The organism is Nostoc sp., assembly GCF_036917375.1.
GTDB lineage: Bacteria > Cyanobacteriota > Cyanobacteriia > Cyanobacteriales > Nostocaceae > Nostoc.
Map to the genome: position 1 here is coordinate 1 of NZ_JBALDN010000077.1, position 21,466 is coordinate 21,466.

Here is a 21,466-nt window from a genome sequence, read left to right on the forward strand (position 1 = left end):
TTAGGACTCTCGCCAACTTTAATTAAATCCCATCCTAACTATCAAAACCTACGTTCTTACGGGGTTATTGCTGCCTAATTTTGTCCGGAGCATTGGTAGATGGGCTTTAGGTTTTCTTCGAGCCAGAGTATGTAAACGATTGCGCTCCTGAAAGCATCTTCTAAACCTAAGCTTGCTGTTTCTAGAGTGTCTTGGAGTGTTGCTCGTCACTGAAATTTACACCGAGCGATTGCAGGGCTGGAGCGTACAAATCAAATAATTCTTGTTCTACTGAATCGGCAGGCCAGAACCACATAAGAAAAAGAAAACTCCTGCTGGGTGGCTAAATAAAATTTAGCATTTAGCGTGAGAAGTGTTGATGTAGGGACTTTTGCGATCGCTAATCAAACACAAAGGCAAGTAGAACAGGATCACTCTGCTATGTTGTTGGTTGAAAATTCAGTTTTGGGTGTAGAAATCAAAACAGTTCATGAGGGTCAAAGTTCCGCCGCACCTGTCACCAGCACTGAAAAGTTGTCGTATGAGGCGATTGTTGCGAGGTCAAATGTACGACCAGAGCGTATGCAGAAACTCATGCGTTGCGGCGAATTCGGAGCAGAATCTAAGGTTTGACTTTTTGCATGAGTGCTGGAATGACGATCCGGCACTTGTGATCGCGTAAAGTTTGCTCCAGCCAAGTCTTGACCTTTGAAAGAACGACCTCTGAGATTCTGGTGAGAGAAGTCTTGCGGCATTGCAGGGTTAGCGAAAGCAAGGGTTGAAGCTAGATACAGCTTGAGTGTGCGCTTTTATGGATTTTTGCACAAGATTTTGTCATAAATGGTAAACAATCAGGAGCGATTACGGCTGTAGTGAATTTCTGCGCTTGAGCAATCACAGTCAATTACTTTATATTTAAAAAAGCAAATTTACCATTAATACCGTTTGCTTCCATCTTTAATTGGGCGACATAAAACTGTTTTTGAACTACATCACCTTCTGGTGTAAAAGCAATTTCACCTAAAGGAGTTTGATAAGTTAATCTCAGTAATTCCTTGTTCAACTCTTGACGCAAATTAGGTAGAGTTAAATCCTTAATTTTACTTTTTTTATCTAAAGATTGCAATGCTTCTACATATACTTGTAAAGCAGCAAAAGCTTGTGCGCTAACTTGGGGCGGCTCTCGATGATATTGCTCAATATAAGCTTTACGAAAAGCAGTGTTAATTTCATTTTTGTATTCAGGACTATAAGCTTGAGAAATAATTACACCATCACAAAGCATCCTGCAAACTGAAAATATATGAGAAGTATTAAATCCATTTCCGCCAATAATTAAACCTCGATAACCAAGTTCCCGTACTTGTTTGACTAAATTGCCTCCATCCACAGCTAATCCAGATATAATTATTAAATCTGGTTTTAAATTAATAGCACTACTGGCTTGCGCTTGAAAGTCGGTATCTGTAGTTTGAAACTTTTGAACTGTGACTAAATTTAATCCTAAATCTTTCACTGTTTTTTGAAAAATTTCGGTTTCCGATTTATTAAAGGCATCATTTTGTGCGTAGAACACAGCCACTTTTTTGATTTGAGGATTTTGTTTAAGCGCTGCTTTGACTGCGTAAGGAGCGACGACTGCAACAGATGAAGAAACACGAGCGATATAATCACCAATCTCAGGAATGCCTTTAGCAGTATTTGATGCACCAATCACTGGAACGTGATTGCGTTCTGCTATCGGGTCAGCACTAAATGCCTGTTGTGACAGAGTAGGACCAATAATACCAACAACCTTATTTTGATTAATTAAACTGCCAAAGGCATTAATTGCTCCAACCTCATCGCCACCAGTATCTTGAAATATTAATTCGATTGGTTTACCATTAATCCCATCTTTGTTATTAAAATACTTCTGGGCAATTTTAACTCCATCAGTTCCCTCTTGACCTAGTAGTGCTACATTACTGGTTTGAGCAAAAGCGATTCCAATAGGAACAGTATTAGCTGCACTTGTTACTACTGCGGAATTATTTGCTGGAGTTAATCTAACGTTATTACTTTTACTACAAGCTGCGATCAGCATCCAGCAAATAAATAATAATGCTGTATTACGTGAGATCCCAAACCAGAGCTTAACAGTGAGCGTGCTTTTCATAGATGCTCGATTATAATCTTTGAAGAATATCAGGGATTTTGAGATATTGTTCTTATATAGTACTTGTAAGCTGTTCAGCATACAAACTTCTTTTGTTAACAGGGTTAGCGCGTCTCAAACCCTATTGACAGGGGAATTATGGCAGAGGTACTGAGTTTGAGAGAGCCGCAGCCAATACAGAAAGCATATAGCGATCGTTCATAGCTGCTCGTCGTGATTTTTGGCGAATACTGCGACGAAAAGACGATTCTCGCTCTAATGCATTAAGAGCAATGCGACGTAGTAAAGCAAAGTTTTGTGGACTGTGTAAAGAACGAATTCGGCATTTATCCTCGTGAAAAGTAACATCCAATGTCCAATGAACAGAATTTTCTATTCCCCAATGCTGTCGAATTGCACTAGAAATCTTGTTTGCATCATTAATAAGGCTAGTAATGTAAAATTGCACTTCGTGTGTTGTTTTATTCCAATGCTGAATCGAACGTACTACCATGACTATTGTTTTTAGTCCTCCCCATAGTTCTAGTTGATAAAGTCCAGGAATCTGTGACACAGGTACGGTGTAAACTGTACGTTTTTCGATGCGGTAATGTCCTTTTTCAATACGTTGACTAATACTGATATCAATGTGTAAATTAAGGATTGTAATTAACGCTGAAAGTAGACTGTTGTGCATCTCAAAGATTTCTCTTTGTTGTCTCCAATGATACAAAGTCAGGATTTGCTGAAAGCAATAGAGACAGCTATACCTACAACTGCCATTGAGCAAGCGATAAGCCTACGGCATGGCTTCGCTTACCGCAAAAAGCAAAGCTAACGAAGAAAGAAATCGTTCTTTACCAGCACATTTAGTAATTTGTTTGGTAGTAGCAATGAGTCTGTGGTCGAGAGATTCGATACGAGATGTACTTAAAAATTTAGTTGATGGTCTTTCTGTGGCATGGGTAAAAGTTGGGAAATATTGGCGAGTACCCTGTAAATCAGCAATCACGCAAGCTCGGCAAAGATTAGGATCTAGGGTGATGAGCCAATTGTTTCATCAGCTGGTAAAACCGATGGCAACTAGCGAAACATTGGGCGCATTTTTAAATGGATTACGAATAGTGGTAATCGATGGTAGCTGTTTTGATGTTCCAGACAGTGAAGAAAATGCTAGAGTTTTTGGTCGTCCAAGTAGTCGTCCTGGAACAATTGCAGCATTTCCTAAAGTCAGATTAGTAATCTTAGTAGAAGCAGGAACACACATTATATTTGATGCCTTAATGTGTCCTTATCGTATGGGAGAACGAGTTCGAGCATTGAAATTATTACGCTCTGTACAATCAGGAATGTTATTGATGTGGGATAGAGGTTTACATTCCTACGAAAGTATCCAACGGCTGTGATTATTTAGGCAGAATCCCCGCCAATGTGAAATTCCTAGCAGAACAACCTTTAGAAGACGGCTCCTATTTATCCTGGATAAATCCTTCAGGTAAATTGCGGAAAAAGGGGTGTCAGCCAATAATGGTGAGAGTTATTGAATACACAATTGAGCATCCGCAAAACCCGACTGAACAACTTACTTATCGCTTAATTACTAGCTTATTAGACATTGAAAAATTTCCCGCAGAACTGTTAGCCAAAGAATATCATCAACGATGGGAAGTCGAAAATACCCTTGATGAGTTCAAAATTCACCTATTAGGGTGTAAAACTCACGTTCGTTCTCAAAAACCACGAGAAGTAGTACAAGAAGTTTATGGTTGGTTGTTAGGTCATTGGTCAGTACGAATATTAATGTTTCAAGCCGCAACTACTGCTGGGATTCCACCATTACGCTTAAGTTTTACAGGTACATTACGAGTTATTCGTCGAGCTATTCCTAAGTTTCAAGACTTACAGCCAGAAGATTTTCCCTTTTTTTCGATTGGTTAATTGTAGAAATTATAGATACATTGTTACCTGAACGGGTTCACCGTATTAATCCCAGAGTTGTGAAAAAACCTGTATCAAAGTTTCGTTCTAAAAAGCCGCAACACAGAGGCACTGGACAACGAGTAGAAGTTCCGAAATTTCACATCACTCCTCAGCTTGTTAGCCTTAACTGAACCGTATTGTGGTATAACCTACTGATCTGGAAGTGGGTCATGAGCTTTCAGTTCATGACCCACTAAACTCCAGTTCCCAACCTTGCGCTCCACCTATGACTGCCAGAATTGCAATCACCAAGATATGTGTGAGTTGATGTTTCTTTGTTCACTCTACTCTGGGGTCTTTGATGTCTCCAACATTTTCTACCAAACTCTTTAGAGTCGTGGGAGCAATTACCAGAGTGTGATTGGATTTGTACCAATCCTCCGTATGCTGACCTTGCCGTACCAATTATCAAGATGACCTGAGTGCTGCGATCGCAGTGGCAGAAGCTATCCGACAGTTGCAGCCACGGGTGTTTACGCTGGAGAATGTGCCGCGTTATCAGAACAGTCAGAGTTTCAGTATTAAGCTAATCGTCATTTAAATTGCATCATTAAAGAAAAACTTTTTAGTTTGCTGAAAATCCCAAACCGTTTTATCTCCTGCTTAATCACACGCTCGCGAGCAGCAGATTCTTGTGGTGGGAATTCCCAAATATCACGGATCTCATGTTCTTGCCGATCTGTTAATTGGAGATGATGTGGTAATTGAGACTGTTGTCCAAATAACCAAGGTACTCCATTTAATAATTCTCTTTCTATTCCATGAAACATATTTTTACCCTTATTAAAAATAAGGTGATTTTGACATTTAGCTTTTTACTTCTTGCTGCAATTATTGGCATTTGGCGATATCTTCGTTAAAACTGCTGTCCCAAAGTTGTTTTACATCAACTTTTGTGGAAATTACACCCGCTTGAAAAAAGGTATCAGCAACCTGTTGCTGAGAAGCAATAGCATCGTCAGAAACAGGAAGTAATTCTTGGCGACGCTGTTGTAGTCCTTGCTGGGCATCCTGATAAACGATGCCTTCATCTACATCAATGGTATTTGCATAATTCTTCGACCATTGCTTGAGATTAGATTCCCGCCAAGTTTGGGATTTCTGCAAACGACAGAGAAAATCAGCGATGTCTACGACGGGCTGCGCCTACGCAACTTTCTTTTGGGGATCGGCGATGTCTACGACGGGCTACGCCTACGCATTGGGTGAAGCAATAATCACAAAGTTACCGCTCAAAATATCTTTTGCAGATTCCAGCACCCGCGCCCCTTCTTTTTTGGCTTGGGGGATGGAATAACCGTAGGTAGCCCAAGCATCAAGCTGTCCTTTACGAAAAGCAGCTAGTCCATCGGGTATCGATAAAGGAATTGCATTGATATCCTTCATCGTCAGCGCGACTTTTTCCAACATTTTAATCAGGAAGTAGTGGGCAGTTGTAGCTTTCACGTAACCCACTCTCTTACCTTTGAGGTCAGCGATCGTTTTAGCAGTCGAGTCCTTGGGTACGAGTACAACTTGACCAATCGTCGGCCCTTTGAGAGTGGCAATAATTTTTACGGATGCTTTCGATTCAAGCGCAAAAATCGGCGGTATTTCACTAGCTGAGGCTAAGTCAATCGCACCTGCATTGATTGACTGTACCATCAAATTACCCCCAGTAAACTCAGTAAATTGAGTTGTGTAAGGGAAATTATCTAGTTTAGCTAACTTTAAATTTAAGTCCCATCCACCTTTAAATTTAGCAACATGCAGTTGAGTTGTATTCGATAGTGCGACTTGGGATCGCAAAAGCGGCGCGATTCACGAGAGCATTACCTTTGACAACTTCCCCTTCTCTATCGACCAAAATCAAGTCAGAAACCCGGATGTGGCCAAAGTACTTGCCAAGAGGATTTACCCAAAAATGGTCGGTAAACTCTGGATCTCTGGCGGTGATGTGGCCTGCTATTCCCTCACTAAAGCCAAAATGAGCAAACAGTCGAAATGCCGCAGCAAGGCGTTGTTTGCGATAGAATCGTTCTTCTTCAACTCGTTCAAAGACTGGCGGTTGTGGTCTAGTGAAATTTGCCATGATTTTCTCTTTCTTTTTTCATAAGTACATTGGAATATCCACGTGAAGACCGCAGACTTTTTTGTTCGGGATGATAATGATGTCGCAAATAGTAGCGGTATCATTACTCACGACATGGATTAAAATAGATGGATTGAATACTGTATCTTTCCTACCTAGCGGCGGCAGTTTCTAACGGACACACTGCGGTTTTAATATCTACTCGTTGCGGAATAATTTTTTGTTCTAGTAACCAATCAGCTGTTTTCTGAAGCTTGGCGATATCTTCAGCATTAGGAAATACGTAAGACTCTGGGCCTCGATTTTTAGTCACTTGCTTGGCTACAGTATCAGAGACTTTTAGCTCTTTAACTAAAAAATCTGATGCAGCATTAGTATGTTGATTTAACCATTCACCATCCTGACTCAAAGCAGTGAGAGCAGCTTTCACGGCGACAGGATTTTCTTTAGCTGCATCACCACGAACAATCATAATGCCGTAGGTAGGAGCAGGGTGTGTAGTGGTAATTCTGCGTGCCTTATGCTCTAATTGGGCAATAGAAATATAAGGTTCCCAAACTGCCCACGCATCAACAGAACCTTGATATAAAGCAGGTGCAGCATCATTCGGTGATAAGTAAACTCGCTGGACTTTATATGAAGGAATATTTTCTTTTTCCAAAACTTTTAATAACAGATATTCGCCCGCACCACCTTGATTAACTGCAACTTTTTTACCTACTAAATCAGTCGGTTTCCGAATGGGAGAATCACCACGAACTAAGATAGCACTACTCAAAGAATCTGGACTAGGACGCTGTACAGAACCAATACAAAGAGGTTGTCTTGCAGCAATCCCAGAAATGGAAGGAATATCACCACAGCCGCCAATATCCGCCCAATTACCATTAATAACATTTAAAAGCGTAGCGCAACGGTCAAATGGCCCACTCCATTCAACTTTAATATTTTGCGTGGCTAACTGACGCTCTAACTCACCTCGTTGACGCGCAATGGGAATAATCCCACCTTTTTGGTAGCCCAAGCGAATTACATTGTTTTTCTCTGTAGTTTTGGTAGTGACAGTGTTTGAGGAGGAATCTGAGTTAGCTACGACGTTGATAGCTTTTTGTGGACTGCAACCAGAAGCTATCAAACTAAGAAGAAACACTGCAACTGCGAAGATTGTACTAGCAGAACATTTTTCTTTGTACTGAAAGCGGTGTTCATTGAAATAATTCCCCACAATGGACTCCTTGATATCAATTTTTAGGAGTTTAAGCAGCCATATCTATGACGATCGGAAATAAGTTACACTAAATCGATTGACTTACCGTAGTATTAAGATATAAGATACCACCTTTTAATAGGCTGTTCAAATCCAGTCAATATTTCTTTATCAGAACAAAGAAGAGAAATTGAAAAGTTGATTCACCAAGCATTATTGAGTTGCCAGACCACTAGAAGTCAGGGATTTGAACAGAATTAAAAGAATCCTCTCTGCGGTAATGGTGTACCGTTGATCTCGTAGTCGCCGATCGCACGAGCCTTAAAGTGATTTGGATTGTGTGATGATAAAGTGCGGGCGTTGCGCCAATGGCGATCGAAGTTGGAGCTTTTCTTTGTTGTGGAAGCCCCACCAACTTCAAACAACAAGGTAGCTGAACGTAGAGCCAAATCATCAACAATCAATTTGGCTTTGGCTGCACTCAGAGAAGTTGCCAGTGCCACAGCCGTCTCTGCCTCTTCACTTTGAGCTTGGGCAGCAGGGAGGCGATCCAGACCATCAGCTGCTGCTAAAACAATCGCTTCGGCGGCAAAGGCATTGGCGGCGATTTGCCCGACAGTCTGTTGCAAGATTGGATCTTCTGAGGCTTGCTCGGATACAGCATGGTAGAAAGTCCGGGGCCGGGTACGGACGAGGGCTGTAGCATCGCGTAGAACGCTGCGAATAATGCCAGCATTAATTGCTGTTAAAAATAATTGCGGGACGATATTGTATGGCAGGTTGTCTTTGTCTGTGTCTGTCTCAAAAATTACTTCGTCAGCCTCTACACGAACATTTTGGAATGTTGTTGTTCCAGTGCCTGTAAGCCTTTGACCGAAGCCGTCCCAGTCGTCCACAAGGTCAATCCCCTCGCGGTTGGTGGGAATGAGTATAAACGCTTTAGTGCCATCGGGTACTAATACACGCACGAAAATCAAGTCTGCATAAAGGCTGCCAGTGCTGTAATACTTCGTCCCATTTAGACGATAGCCATCGCCATCGGGTGTTAATTTTGTATTCACGACTTGGCCGCCACCCGATCGCTTGGTTTCCAGTTCGGTCGTAGCGAGTCCAATAATCGCGCCATCGACGACGGCTTTCAGCCAGCGACGATTTCTTTGGGTGCGCTCAGAACGCAAAATTCGCTCTGTCACAGAGAAATGATTCCGTACAATGTGAGCCACGTTTGGATCGGCATCCCCCAGCCGAATCACGACCTCGAATAGTTCGCGTGCCGTGCTACCACCACCACCTTCAGCAACGGGGATTCGCAATGCACCCAACCGGGAATGCCGGATCAATTCAACCACATCATAAGGAAGGATGCGATCGCGATCGCGCTCACTTGCCCCCAGAGCAATAAAATCAAAAAGCTGCTGGAGTTCCGGCGAATTTGCTCTTACAGGAGCCGAAAATTGAATAGTTGTATCTGTAAGTTTCTCTGGACTCTTAATCATTAGTTTCTATCTCCGAATATCCTGTGGAAAATCTATGTTGGTGAGTGGTGAAGCAATTGCTATTTCTGGGTGACGCGACTTTAGCACTACAAAGTTGAAGAATGTTTCCAGCCTTGAGGCGATTACATCTGGTAACATATTCAGCCCACCAACTGCACTCAACAAAAACCATTCCTCTGTAAGGGTTTTAGATGTATTTAAATTTTACAACATACTAAAAATTTACCGAATTACCGTAGTTTGATACTCCCAAATTTTTCCCAAGTTGTCAATCTGTTTTAACGTCTTTTTGCAGGAAAGACTCAAAGTTGAAAGCCCAAAAGCGTCTACGGAGTCAATACTGCTCGCTTTGTGCATTTTTAACTCGGCATTGGGTTTCAGGGAAAAGGTTAAAGGGTAAAGGTTAAAGGTTTTTTCTTTGCCCTTTTCCTCAAAACCCGACAAGTATTGTCTACGGAGTAAGTCCAAGGAAAACGCCAGCCAGTCGCCTACACCTACCTAATTTGTGAACTTCTTCAAGGACAATTTTTATCCTACTCAAAGGAATTTAAAATCCCATATACAACAGGTGTTTGTGTTTGGCGAAGAGTCCTCCTTACAAAACGTAACTGTTATCTGCAAAATGATTTATATAGGATTAGAGTAGGTGGGCTACGTATAAAGTAGTTAAGTAACCTTTAGTAATTTGACCGTTGAACTTGGTATTAATTAATTCAGCGATCGCATCAAAAAAACGCGCTTTTGTAATGCGATCTAAATTTAGATGACCGGAGTAAGTATTTAAGAGGTTGAGATAACTTGCACTGTCGTATGTTGCATCCCATCGATAAGAGCGATAGACTACTTCACCAAACAAACCTGTTTGCTCAATCTCACTTGTTTTATTAGGAACTTTCTGCTCGCGCAAAGGAGGCTCATCGTCTTTAACCAATTGAGGAGCTAAACTTTGATATAGCTCCTGTACTTCTTCAAAGAAGCCATTACTAGCATCACTATGTACGTGTTCATTCCAAAATAGCGCGATCGCTCCTTTAGATGTGAGGGCAAGATCCGTTTTTTTGTAAGCAATATTTGGGTCAAGCCAATGAAAAGCAGTCGCCGAAATCACTAAATCAAAGGCATTTTCTTCTATTATCCAATCCTCAAAAGCGATGTTACACACTTCTACTTGCGGATAAGCAGCCAGGTTTTTTTGAGCAACTTTAGCAAGATTCTCACCCAACTCAATGCAGAGTATACGATAACCCCGGCGGGCAAGGGGCACAGTTGCCTGACCAGTACCACAACCAATCTCTAATATCCTTCCGTCTGGAGTGATTTTTGAGAGAGACACCACATCGTCAAAAAGTGCCTCTGGATATCCTGGTCGAACTTGGTCATACAACAGTGCTACTTGATTAAAAGTGGTTCTTAACTGACTTCTTTCATCTGTCATTGAATTTTAGATTTTGATATTGATTCATAGTTTAGTAGGATGCGGTTATATAAATTAGCCCTCCACCAAGATTTGCGGTGCATTACGAGAACAGCGATAATACACCCTACGAAACTGTTCCTCGTCCCCTTTTCCCCAATTACAAATTAGGGTAAATACTCCAGCCATCAAGAACATTAAAAAGTTGCGTTTTCTAGATACTGTTAGTACGATATATGTCAAGTTTTCAGGCTTAATTTTCACTGCAAATGCTCAAGGCTTGATTTCTGCCGGGAGTATAGCAGCATATTCTTCAGGAGTAAGTGTTACATCCTTGACATTAATCTTTTTAGTGATGAATTTTTGCTTATAAAACAAGTCAGATATCTCTTGCTGTCCTGCTATAACCTTATCGGTAATCGGTCTGATGCCAAAACGCCGACGCTTGACTATTGTTTCTAAGGTTGGTAAATCAAGCTTGGTATCACGCCCGACAATTTCGGCAACTTCTCGCGTATTTGCTTTAGACCATTCGCCTAATTTGTAGACTTCTTCAAGGACAATTTTTATTAGCTCAGGGTTCTCTTTCACGAAGCTACGTGCAGCTATCCAATAGCCTCCTTGGGTTGAAAGTCCTTTAGCATTACGAAGAATCCGAACTTTTTCCGTTCTCTGGAATATAGCCAGGTGGGGGTCACTTAGCACAGCTGCATCAATGCTCTTACGCGATAATGCTGCACGAGTTTCTGGTGCTATCAGATTGAGATGTTTGACATCTTTTAGCTCTAGTCCTCCTTCTTGTAAAGCTTTAACCACAAAGTATTGACTAGCAGTAGCTCTTTGAAAGGCAATTCCTTTACCTTTTAAATCAGCTATAGTTTTGATAGGGGAGTCTTCTGGTACTACGATCGCCGAACCTTCACCAGTACCCGGTATAGTATTAGCAAGAAGAACAAAAGGAATACCAGCTGCTTGGGCAAATATGGGTGGAGTTTCACCAACAGCACCGACATCCAAACTGCCCACATTTATTGCTTCTAAAAGCTGTGGACCAGCTGTAAATTGCGCCCACTGCACTTGAATACCCAAGGGATTCAAGCGTTTCTCTAAAACTTGTCTACTTTTGGTGATATCCGCAGCAGTAAAATAGCCAATTCTTAACACTTTTGTCTTAATGCCATTAGGAGCTGCAACTGCTGCCTTTTCTCGTGTATCCGGTGCTTTACAACTTACTAAAGTTGTGGAGAGAGTAAATACTCCAGCTACTAATAAAATTAGAAAGTTGCGTTTTCTAGATGTTGCTACCATGATGTATTACCAATTTTCTTGGGTTTAAAATACAGGCTTTAATTAAAAAACTGATTTTGGAATGATGTAAAAGTTGAAGATGGGAAATTTTTTATTTTGTGGTTAGACTCTGTTTACTAACTCTCTTATCTAAGTAATCTACTGCAACTCTACCGATTTACAGTAGATTATGATTGCATGGACTTTACCACAAGCTAATTTAAAAATCAAGCAGCGAGGATGACGGTGCTATTGATGCAAGTGGTAAAAAGAAAGAAACAATAGGTGTGATATTAGCGATCGCAGTTTACACCAGACTAGTTTGGAAGAAGCGATTAGCAGGGCGCGCCAGACCGAGATTTTCACGCAGCGTTGTACCCTGATATTTTACAAGCCTTCGCGTTCGTAGACAGATGGTGAACGCACAAGCGACAGCGTAACCGCAAGAGCGTAGCCGATCGCCCGAATCATATCATGTCCGATCAAAGACTTATCATTAAGGCAGCAGAGGAGCAGGGGGGCAGAGGGGCGGAGGGGAAGGGTTTTTGGGTTTTTGCATAGATTCGGGAATCATAACTAATTAGCCGAACTTGATATCAAGCGAGGAAGCAATTGAGTTATTACTTCAACTCACCGTACCCGTACACCCAATTTTGTATCCCAGTGTATGGGTTTATCAGCTTTTTGCAGGGGAGATTCTGGAATTTGACCTACTGATACACCGTATTTCCAATTTGGGGGACAGATAGCAATGTAACGTGCATAACCTCCCAAGCCACCTTTAAATTTGGGATACCCAATAGAAATCAACGCACCTATTTCTGGTACCTGCTCTAGATTTGCCACACCCTCTGCTTGGGTATATCCATTGTTTAACAGCCAAGCTTCTCCTTCGAGTGTTGGGGTGCTGTCTGTATCCAGGGGTTCATGTCCGTGAAACAAGATATGGCGTTGTAAATGTAGGAATTTGAGAGCATCAAGACTCACCCCAGGAAACTTAGTTCTAGTAGCTAGTTCGGGGTTTGGCCATGATGAAGACCAGTCAGAGCGAACAAACACGACTGAGTCTTGGGGAATCCTGCCATGTTTGCGTTCCCAATCCTGAATATCTTTGACACTCAGGTGGTAATTAGGATCTAGAGCAACTTTATCTTGAATAGAAATTACTACTAGAGGACGAACAGCAAATGTTGCTGGTAACTCATCAATAGCTGGATAGTCAGGGTTCCAGTGAGCCGGTGGATCTAGTTGAGTTCCTAGCTGATCGGTGGATAAATTATAATGAGTTGCTTCAAACCCATCCTTTTGGTAAGTGTATGGCGAACCTGTTTTTGGGTTGATGGCAGGCGCAAACTTTGATGAACCAAAACCTGACCATACAGGAATTGCTGGAGTGATAACATGAGTCAAGTCAACATATTTGGCTGACTTGAGCGAGCGCTGATAAACTTGCCACAGGTCAGGCTTACGTAATGGCTGTACTGCGTTTACAGACCCAAAACCAACACTAAACAGAACAATTAAACAAATAATTCCCCAGAAAGCTTTTTGAAATGGTTGACGCAAAAATCTATCTAGTTCCCGCAAGAGATGTGAATGGTTAAATTGCGGCAGTATTGTCATCTGTTCAAGCTTATTGCAATTGATAGCTCTAAAGGCTCTAATTGTTTTACCACAAATTGCTACATTGTTGCTTCCGTAGCTGTTTTGAGGTATATCACCTTTTATTTTTAGAGGAAAGAATGGGAGCAACACCGAGGCAGGCAGAGCGATCGCCCTACCCAATAGAAGCGATCGCTAAAAAACAGCTTCACTATTAATTAAATATTTATTACTGAAAATCGAGTTCTAATACTTATAGATATTGGCTGACAATTTTAGGATGTGAAGATGACTCGTTTTTGCGGCAAAAAAAAGGTAGGATTCCCTTTGGAGTAAAGGTTTTGATATCTAACATCAAAACAGGGAGTGCCTACACTGAATCAAAAATCAGATATATTCCACTTTCGATTTCAGCAAATCGTTAGAACAGTTCCAAGAAAAAGTTACGAAACTTTTGGAACTAAAGAATATCTCAGAATGTGATGAACATTAGTTCTTCAAAGCTAAACTCCTATCGGAGCATTGACAATAAGATGGGCTGAGAAAAAGTTTCCACAAATTCCACCACAACTTTTTGCCATTTACTTATGAGCCAGTATATTTACAGTAGTCTCACAGATGATGAAGAACTCAATTTTTCTGAGGAAGCAGAGGTTTTCGTTTTTCCCACTTCTTTCGCCCAGCAGCGATTGTGGTTTCTCGACCAGTTAGCACCGGGGAATCCATTTTACAACGTGTCAACAGCACTTCACCTGACAGGTTCCCTCAACTTTACCGCCTTAAAGCAGACATTCAACGAAATTGTACGTCGCCACGAAACGTTACGTACTAGGTTTGTTATAGTAGAGCAACAACCAGTACAGGCGATTCCTGCGGAAAGCTGCGCTAACGCACCTAGCTTAACCATACCTCTTCCCTTAATAGACCTACGCAATTTCGACAGCCCAGAACGCGACACACGAGTGCAGCAAATCGTAACCCAAGAGGCTCAACATCCTTTCAATCTCACCACTGGGCCATTACTGCGAGTAAAGCTGCTGCAACTGGATGAAGCAGAATATCTGCTGCTGCTAAATCTACATCACATAGTTGCCGATGGCTGGTCAATTGGAGTGCTAATTAAAGAATTGGGGGTATTATACAAAGCCTTGGCAGGGGATAAGCGATGTCTGACAACCCTACCAGAACTACCTATTCAATATGCAGATTTCGCTCAATGGCAACGGGAGTGGCTACAAGGAGTGGCAGCAAACGGCACCTCGCCCCTACAAAGCCAGTTAGTTTATTGGCAAAAGCAATTAAACGGGATTTCGGTATTGAATCTCCCCACCGACCGACTAAGACCAGCAGTTCCTAGCTACAGGGGTGCAAAACAATTTTTAGAGCTACCACACTCCTTAACTCAAGCGCTAGAGGCACTGAGTTACCAAGAAGGCGTTACCTTGTTCATGACAATGTTGGCAGCGTTTCAGACTTTGCTCTATCGCTACACGCAGCAAGAGGATATTGCAGTTGGTTCACCTATTGCTAATCGCAATCGTAGCGAACTAGAAGGATTAATTGGTTTTTTTGTTAACAGCTTGGTGCTACGTACAGACTTCTCAGGGAACCCGACGTTTCGAGAATTATTAAATCGAGTACGAGAGGTAACTTTAGGAGCATACAGCCATCAAGACTTGCCCTTTGAAAAGCTGGTGGAGGAACTACACCCAGAGCGAGATTTGAGCTATCATCCTTTCTTTCAGGTCGTATTTAGCCTACAAAACACTCCCGTTGAAGCGCTAGAGCTACCTGGGTTAACGCTTTCGCTTTTTGAATTCGACAGCAAAACTGCAAAGCTTGATTTAGAATTCCATTTGTGGCAAGACTTGGAAAGTTTGAAAGGACAAATGGTTTATAGCACCGATTTATTTGATGACAAAACCATTACGCGAATGCTGGGACATTTCCAAACGCTTCTAGAAAGCATCGTTGCCAATCCAGATCGATGTCTTTCAGATTTGTCTTTGCTTACTGAAGAAGAACGACAAGAGTTATTAATTCATTGGAATGACACTAAACGAGACTATGCAGAGAACAAGTGTTTTCATCAGTTATTTGAAGCACAAGTGCAGGAAACTCCCGATGCGATTGCGTTAAACGCACGCTCCGCGAACGCACTAGTTTTTGGCGATGAACAACTCAGCTACAAAGAGTTAAATATACGCAGCAACCAACTTGCACATTATCTCAAAAAAATAGGTGTAGAAACTGAATCTTTAGTAGGTATTTGCATAGAGCGATCGCCACAGATGATAATTGCACTATTAGCCATTCTCAAAGCAGGTGGAGCATACCTGCCTTTAGATCCGAGCCTACCTCAAGAACGTCTTAACTTCATACTAGAAGATGCACAGGTTTCAGTCTTACTAACACAAGAAAAGTTGCTGAAGCATTTTGAATACTTCTCGAATCCAATTATTTGTATAGATAAAGATTGGGTAACTATTACACAACACAGCCAAGAAAACCCGACCAGTTGCGTAACATTTGACAACCTAGCTTATGTTATCTACACCTCTGGTTCAACAGGAAAGCCTAAAGGTGTTTTGCTCCAGCATCGAGGATTGTCAAACTTAGCTGCATCTCAGATTGAAATTTTCAACTTACAACCGAGTAACCGCATTCTGCAATTTGCATCATTAAGTTTTGATGCCTCAATTTTTGAGATTGTCATGGCACTGCAAACAGGAGCAACTCTTTATTTAGCAAACAAAGAATCTCTTCTACCCGGACAACCTTTGCTCAAATTATTGCGCGAAAAAGCTATTACTCACATCACCCTTCCGCCAGCAGTATTAGCAGTCCTACCAACAGAATCACTATCGGCATTGCAAACTATTATCTGTGCAGGTGAATCCTGTCCCGATGATATTGTAAAACGTTGGTGGAACTCTCAGCGTCGGTTTTTTAATGCTTATGGACCTACTGAAGCAACGGTTTGGTCAACCATTGCAGAGATTAGTACTATAAGTGAAAAACCGCCCATTGGTCGCCCTATTGCTAACACTCAAATTTATATATTAGATAAGTATTTACAACCTTTACCAATTGGAATTATTGGCGAATTATATATAAGTGGTGAGGGATTGGCACAAGGCTATCTTAATCGCCCTGAATTAACTCTTGAAAAGTTTATTCACAATCCTTTTAGTGATAAAAAGGGAGCGCGACTTTACAAGACAGGTGATTTAGCTCGGTATCGACCGGACGGTAATATTGAATTTTTAGGACGAATCGATAATCAAGTAAAAATTCGTGGATTCCGCGTTGAGTTGTCAGAAATTGAAACAGTCCTGAGTCAGCATGAGAGTGTGCAAAAAGCAGTAGTAATTGTTAAAGAAAATGTATCTGGTGATAAGTACTTGGTGGCTTATATTGTTTCCAATATAGAGACGCAAAATTTTACGTCACTACTACGTAAATTCTTAAAAGAAAAATTGCCAGAATACACGATCCCAAAAGCTTTTGTAATGCTGGATTCTCTGCCGCTAACAGCTAGTGGTAAAGTGGATCGTTTGGCGCTAACAGAACTCGACAGTTCGGCTAGCGGCTTAATAGATAAAACATTTATCGCTCCTCGGACTCCAACCGAGTCAACCTTAGCAAAAATTTGGGCTGAAGTGCTTAATATTGAGCGTGTGGGTATTTACGATAACTTCTTCGATTTGGGAGGAGATTCGCTGTTAACTGTACGCCTGATGAAGGATATACACAAGCATTTTGAGCGTGAATTGCCGCTATCTAGCTTATTTTTAAATCCGACAATTGAAAGTTTAGCAACTGCTCTATCCTCAAAAGTAGATTCTCTTCCCTGGTCGCCCTTAGTTCCAATTCAACCTGCTGGTTCAAGTCCACCTTTTTTCTGCATACATCCGATTTTTGGTGTTGTTTTTCCTTATTACGAATTAGCTACTAATTTGGGAAAAAATCAACCATTTTATGGGCTACAACCCATTGGACTTGATGGGAAAAGTCCTCCATTAACTCGGATTGAGGATATGGCTTCTCACTACATTGAAGCATTGCGTAGAGTGCAGCCTAAAGGCCCTTATTTTTTAGGCGGTTGGTCTTTTGGAGGTTGGGTTGCTTTTGAAATGGCTCAACAACTCCAAAAGTCTGGAGAAGAAGTGGCTTTACTTGCTGTGCTTGACACTTTAGCGCCAATTCCAGGCAATATACCTTCTTTGGGTAGTGGTTTCAAGTTTATGCTGACGACAGTGGCGCGATATATATGGCCCTTTTTCCTCGATTATTTTTATCTAATTATTGCGATCGCCAACAAACGAATCAACAGTTTAACTTCTCGATTGGCTAATTTTACTCAAATTGTGCAAAACTCCTTTTGGGAGTCGTTGACGCGATCGCTCCAAACAAATCTGTTTTCTCACCTCACCCTAAAAGAGGATGCCACGGTTAACGTTATACCCGAAGAATCCAAGTTAAGACTTTTAAGCGAGTTAGCAATTCGTCCAATGCTTCGTGTTTATTATGCCAATAGCCAAGCCGTTCTTAACTACGTTCCGCAAGCTTACTCTAAACGAATTCATCTTTTCAGAACAAAGGTTCAATCAAGCATTGCCAAGGAAGATCCGAGTCTGGGTTGGGATCGGCTAACTGTAGGAGGAACGGAAATTCATCATATTCCTGGCAATCACTTAACTATGCTGAGAAAACCCCATATCGAAGTTCTCGCCGCACAGCTAAGAGCTTGTATTGAGAAAGCACAAAATTTAAAATAAGGATCAATATGTCTTCTGAAGAAGTCTTCGTTTTTCCAGCATCTTTTGCTCAACAACGGCTATGGTTTCTCGACCAGTTGATCCCCGACAATGGTATCTACAATGTGCCGACAGTAATTCGTTTGACCGGTTCGCTGAAATTAACCGCACTAGAACAGACTTTTAACGAAATCGTGCGTCGCCACGAAACCTTACGCACAACATTTATTGTGTCGGATGGACAACCCCTACAGGCTATTGCACCCAGCTTAACAATACCTCTTTCTGTATTAGACCTCCAGCAATTGCCAGATGATGAACAAGAGGTTAAAGCAAAGTGCATTGTTACCGCAGACATAGAACGTCCTTTTGATTTATCCTCCGGGCCATTGCTGCGAGTAATACTCCTAGTCCTTTCTGAGACAGAACATATTCTATTACTGAATATGCACCATATTATCTGCGACGACTGGTCTATGGGGGTACTGATTCGGGAACTGGGAACGCTGTACGCAGCTTTTGCACAAAACCAGCCTTCTCCTTTATTAGAACTGCCTCTTCAGTACGCCGATTTTGCTCACTGGCAGCGCGAGTGGCTGCAAGGAGAAGTACTCCAAACCCAGTTAGCTTACTGGCGGGAGCAATTAAACGATATTTCTATACTGCATCTACCTACTGACAAACCAAGACCAGCTATACAAAGCTATCAAGGAGCAACCCAATTTCTAGAGTTACCGCTCAAGCTAATTGATGCACTAGAAAAGCTGTCACAGCAAGAAGGTGCAACATTATTTATGACGTTGCTAGCAGCATTTCAAACATTACTTTATCGCTATACACACCAAGAAGATATCGCGGTAGGTTCGCCAATTGCTAACCGTAATCGCAGCGAAATTGAAGGAATAATTGGTTTTTTTGTCAATAGTTTGGTGCTACGTAGCAACTTATCTGGAAATCCCTCTTTTCGGGAACTACTAGGCAGAGTCCGGGAGGTAACTTTAGGAGCATACAGCCACCAAGATTTGCCATTTGAAAAGTTAGTTGAAGAGCTACATCCAGACCGAAACTTGAGCTATCATTCGCTATTTCAAGTAGTATTTGGTTTTCAGAATGCGCCAATGTCAGCGCTAGAACTGCCTGAATTAATACCTAGCTTCATGAATATTGACATCAAAAAAACGCGTTTTGATTTAGAGCTGCATTTATGGAAGTGTTCTGAGGATTTTAGGAGCTTATGGGGTGCAAACTGGGAGTATTCTGACGGACTCCGAGGTGTGATAGTTTACAATACAGATTTATTCGATCCAGCCACAATTAGCCGGATGGTGGAACATTTTAAAACTCTGTTGTCAGCTATAGTTGCAAATCCAGAACAACGAATTGCAGATTTACCGTTATTAAGTGAAGTAGAGCTACATCAGGTATTGGTGGAATGGAATAATACCCAAGCCGATTATCCTCAAGATAAGTGTATCCATCAATTGTTTGCAGAAAAGGTACAGCAGTATCCTGATTCTATAGCAGTAAACTTTGCTAACGAGCAACTGACTTATCAAGAGTTGAATACTCGCAGCAATCAACTAGCACAGTACTTACAAAAATTAGGAGTATCTTCAGGAATTTTAGTCGGTATTTGTATTTCACAGTCTATAGAAGCGATCGTCGGGTTGTTAGGAATTCTGAAAGCTGGCGGAGCGTATGTACCATTAGATTCCAGCTATCCTCAAGAGCGTTTAAACTTTATGCTTGAAGATGCACAAGTTTCAGTATTGCTGACACAAGAAAACTTGCTCAAGCATTTTGAATGTTTCTCAAAACTAATTATTTATATAGATAAAGACTGGGAAATTATTACCCAAGAAAATCAAGACAATCTCGAAAGCAATTTAAATAGTAATAATTTAGCTTATGTTATTTACACCTCTGGTTCTACAGGAAAACCCAAGGGAGTTGCTGTATCTCACAAAGCTGTAAATCGGTTAGTGTGCAATACGAACTATATAAATTTATTACCATCTGATAAAGTCGCCCAAGCCTCAAACGCTTCTTTTGATGCTGCTACATTCGAGATTTGGGGAGCGCTACTTAACGGCGCTCAACTTGTAGGAATTAGTAAAGATGTAACCCTTTCGCCTCATGAATTGGCATTACAACTACGAGAAAAAGATATCAACATTATATTTTTGACTACCGCCTTATTTCAACAGATTGTCAGAGATGTTCCGCAAGCTTTTGCGACCTTGAAATATTTACTGTTTGGTGGTGAAACCGTTGATAAGAGATGGATTAAAAAGATTCTCAAATCTGGTGCGCCAAAGCACTTAATTCATGTTTATGGGCCTACAGAAAATACAACATTTTCCTCTTATTACTGCGTAGAAGAGTTACCATCGGCTACATCTTTACCTATTGGCATTCCGATTACAAATACGCAGATTTATATATTAGATACCTATTTACAACTAGTGCCTATTGGCGTTAGTGGCGAATTATATATTGGTGGGGAGGGGCTAGCGCGAGAATATCTCAATCGCCATGAACTTACTACTAAACACTTTATTTCTCATCCTTTTAGCAATAATCCCAAAACACGGCTTTATAAAACGGGTGATTTAGCTCGTTATTTACCAGATGGCAATATTGAATTTTTAGGTCGCATTGACAATCAAGTAAAGATTCGTGGCTTCCGCATTGAGTTGTCAGAGATTGAAGCGGTATTGAATCAACATCCAGCAGTGAGAGAAACTGTTGTCATTGTTGGTGAGGATGTACCTGATGATAAGTACTTGGTAGCTTATGTTGTTCTCAACCAGGAACAGATAGCGATGCAAGAGGTGCAAGGCTTTACATCCTTACTTCGTCAATTCCTCAAAGAAAAGTTACCAGAATACATGGTGCCAAGCGCCTACGTGATACTGGAATCTCTACCTCTAACACATAATGGCAAAGTGGATCGGCGTGCTTTACCCATGCCTGATACAATTTCTTTCAATAATCAAGATTATGTGGCACCGCGATCGCAAGTTGAAGAGTTACTTGCCCAAATTTGGGCTAAAGTTTTGGGAAAAGAGCAAGTAGGCATCCATGACAATTTCTTTGAATTGGGCGGTCATTCTCTCCTAGCGACTCAGCTAACTTCCCGTATCCGTGACACCTTCCAAATAGATTTGCCTGTACGCAATTTGTTTGAAGCACCAACTGTTGAACAACTTGCTAGATGTATTGACACAATGTTTTGGACAGCAAAAGGTTTATATAAAGGTGGAGCTACGAGTCAAGAGCGAGAAGACATAGAATTTTAAAGAGAAACACTTGAGTTTGACCAGCAACGCAAAATGTGCTGATTGCTTCGGCAAACTGTCGGTTTTGTTCCATCAATGCCATGTGTCCACCAGGTTTTAGCTTCATACCATAGTTATAATCATCCAAGTTTCACTCTCAGGAATGATTTATACAGTCTTAGAAGTGTGATAAAAATGCTGGGTTAGGTAATAAGCAGTGCAGCTCGGCAAAAAGAACTATCCAGTTAAAAA

The 21,466-nt window shown here is 41.3% G+C and carries 13 protein-coding genes and 4 pseudogenes; 4 read left to right on the forward strand and 13 right to left on the reverse strand.

Features of this window, described 5'->3' with window-relative positions:
- Positions 1 to 345: 345 nt before the first annotated feature.
- Entirely contained in the window at positions 346 to 612 is a 267-nt protein-coding gene (locus V7K45_RS19605; protein ID WP_335006301.1) for a hypothetical protein, read from the forward strand.
- A 271-nt stretch (positions 613 to 883) separates the two neighbouring features.
- Here V7K45_RS19605 and V7K45_RS19610 read toward each other — a convergent pair whose 3' ends face one another.
- Positions 884 to 2,137, reverse strand: coding sequence for an ABC transporter substrate-binding protein (locus V7K45_RS19610; RefSeq protein ID WP_335006303.1), 1,254 nt, complete (start codon positions 2,135 to 2,137; stop codon positions 884 to 886).
- A 136-nt stretch (positions 2,138 to 2,273) separates the two neighbouring features.
- On the reverse strand, positions 2,274 to 2,813 hold the full coding sequence (locus V7K45_RS19615) for an ISAs1 family transposase (RefSeq protein WP_335006305.1): 540 nt from the start codon (positions 2,811 to 2,813) through the stop codon (positions 2,274 to 2,276).
- Between the two features lie 109 nt (positions 2,814 to 2,922).
- Between V7K45_RS19615 and V7K45_RS19620 the strand changes: the two are divergent.
- Positions 2,923 to 4,054 (forward strand): annotated as a pseudogene (locus tag V7K45_RS19620) (IS4 family transposase).
- 246 nt (positions 4,055 to 4,300) lie between these two features.
- Here V7K45_RS19620 and V7K45_RS19625 read toward each other — a convergent pair.
- The 11 genes and pseudogenes from V7K45_RS19625 to V7K45_RS19675 form a co-directional block, all read right to left on the reverse strand.
- Positions 4,301 to 4,450 (reverse strand): annotated as a pseudogene (locus V7K45_RS19625) (transposase family protein); the annotation flags it as partial.
- A 179-nt stretch (positions 4,451 to 4,629) separates the two neighbouring features.
- On the reverse strand, positions 4,630 to 4,866 hold the full coding sequence (locus tag V7K45_RS19630; RefSeq protein ID WP_335006308.1) for a hypothetical protein: 237 nt from the start codon (positions 4,864 to 4,866) through the stop codon (positions 4,630 to 4,632).
- 61 nt (positions 4,867 to 4,927) lie between these two features.
- The gene (locus V7K45_RS19635) at positions 4,928 to 5,203 is read right to left on the reverse strand and encodes a hypothetical protein (RefSeq protein WP_335006310.1); all 276 of its coding nucleotides are present in this window, start codon (positions 5,201 to 5,203) and stop codon (positions 4,928 to 4,930) included.
- A gap of 87 nt (positions 5,204 to 5,290) precedes the next feature.
- Positions 5,291 to 5,740: an ABC transporter substrate-binding protein gene (locus V7K45_RS19640; RefSeq protein ID WP_335006312.1), complete on the reverse strand. Its 450-nt coding sequence runs from the start codon at positions 5,738 to 5,740 to the stop codon at positions 5,291 to 5,293.
- Between the two features lie 118 nt (positions 5,741 to 5,858).
- A pseudogene (locus tag V7K45_RS19645) lies at positions 5,859 to 6,167 on the reverse strand (class II aldolase/adducin family protein); the annotation flags it as partial.
- 151 nt (positions 6,168 to 6,318) lie between these two features.
- Positions 6,319 to 7,392: an aliphatic sulfonate ABC transporter substrate-binding protein gene (locus V7K45_RS19650; protein WP_335006314.1), complete on the reverse strand. Its 1,074-nt coding sequence runs from the start codon at positions 7,390 to 7,392 to the stop codon at positions 6,319 to 6,321.
- A gap of 239 nt (positions 7,393 to 7,631) precedes the next feature.
- Positions 7,632 to 8,870: an acyl-CoA dehydrogenase family protein gene (locus tag V7K45_RS19655; protein WP_335006316.1), complete on the reverse strand. Its 1,239-nt coding sequence runs from the start codon at positions 8,868 to 8,870 to the stop codon at positions 7,632 to 7,634.
- A gap of 6 nt (positions 8,871 to 8,876) precedes the next feature.
- Positions 8,877 to 9,035 carry a hypothetical protein gene (locus V7K45_RS19660; RefSeq protein ID WP_335006318.1) on the reverse strand — a complete coding sequence of 53 codons (159 nt, stop codon included), beginning with the start codon at positions 9,033 to 9,035 and terminating at the stop codon, positions 8,877 to 8,879.
- 472 nt (positions 9,036 to 9,507) lie between these two features.
- Positions 9,508 to 10,305, reverse strand: a complete 798-nt coding sequence (locus tag V7K45_RS19665; RefSeq protein ID WP_335006320.1) for a class I SAM-dependent methyltransferase — start codon at positions 10,303 to 10,305, stop codon at positions 9,508 to 9,510.
- A 252-nt stretch (positions 10,306 to 10,557) separates the two neighbouring features.
- A complete protein-coding gene (locus V7K45_RS19670; protein WP_335006323.1) occupies positions 10,558 to 11,592 on the reverse strand; it encodes an aliphatic sulfonate ABC transporter substrate-binding protein in 1,035 nt (344 codons plus the stop codon).
- A gap of 609 nt (positions 11,593 to 12,201) precedes the next feature.
- Positions 12,202 to 13,194, reverse strand: a complete 993-nt coding sequence (locus tag V7K45_RS19675; protein ID WP_335006325.1) for a cyclase family protein — start codon at positions 13,192 to 13,194, stop codon at positions 12,202 to 12,204.
- Positions 13,195 to 13,760: 566 nt separating this feature from the next.
- Here V7K45_RS19675 and V7K45_RS19680 point away from each other — a divergent pair.
- Both V7K45_RS19680 and V7K45_RS19685 read left to right on the forward strand, forming a co-directional pair.
- Positions 13,761 to 17,954 (forward strand): non-ribosomal peptide synthetase, encoded by a 4,194-nt coding sequence (locus tag V7K45_RS19680; RefSeq protein ID WP_335006327.1) that lies wholly within the window; start codon positions 13,761 to 13,763, stop codon positions 17,952 to 17,954.
- A gap of 8 nt (positions 17,955 to 17,962) precedes the next feature.
- A pseudogene (locus V7K45_RS19685) lies at positions 17,963 to 21,235 on the forward strand (non-ribosomal peptide synthetase); the annotation flags it as partial.
- Positions 21,236 to 21,466 lie beyond the last annotated feature (231 nt).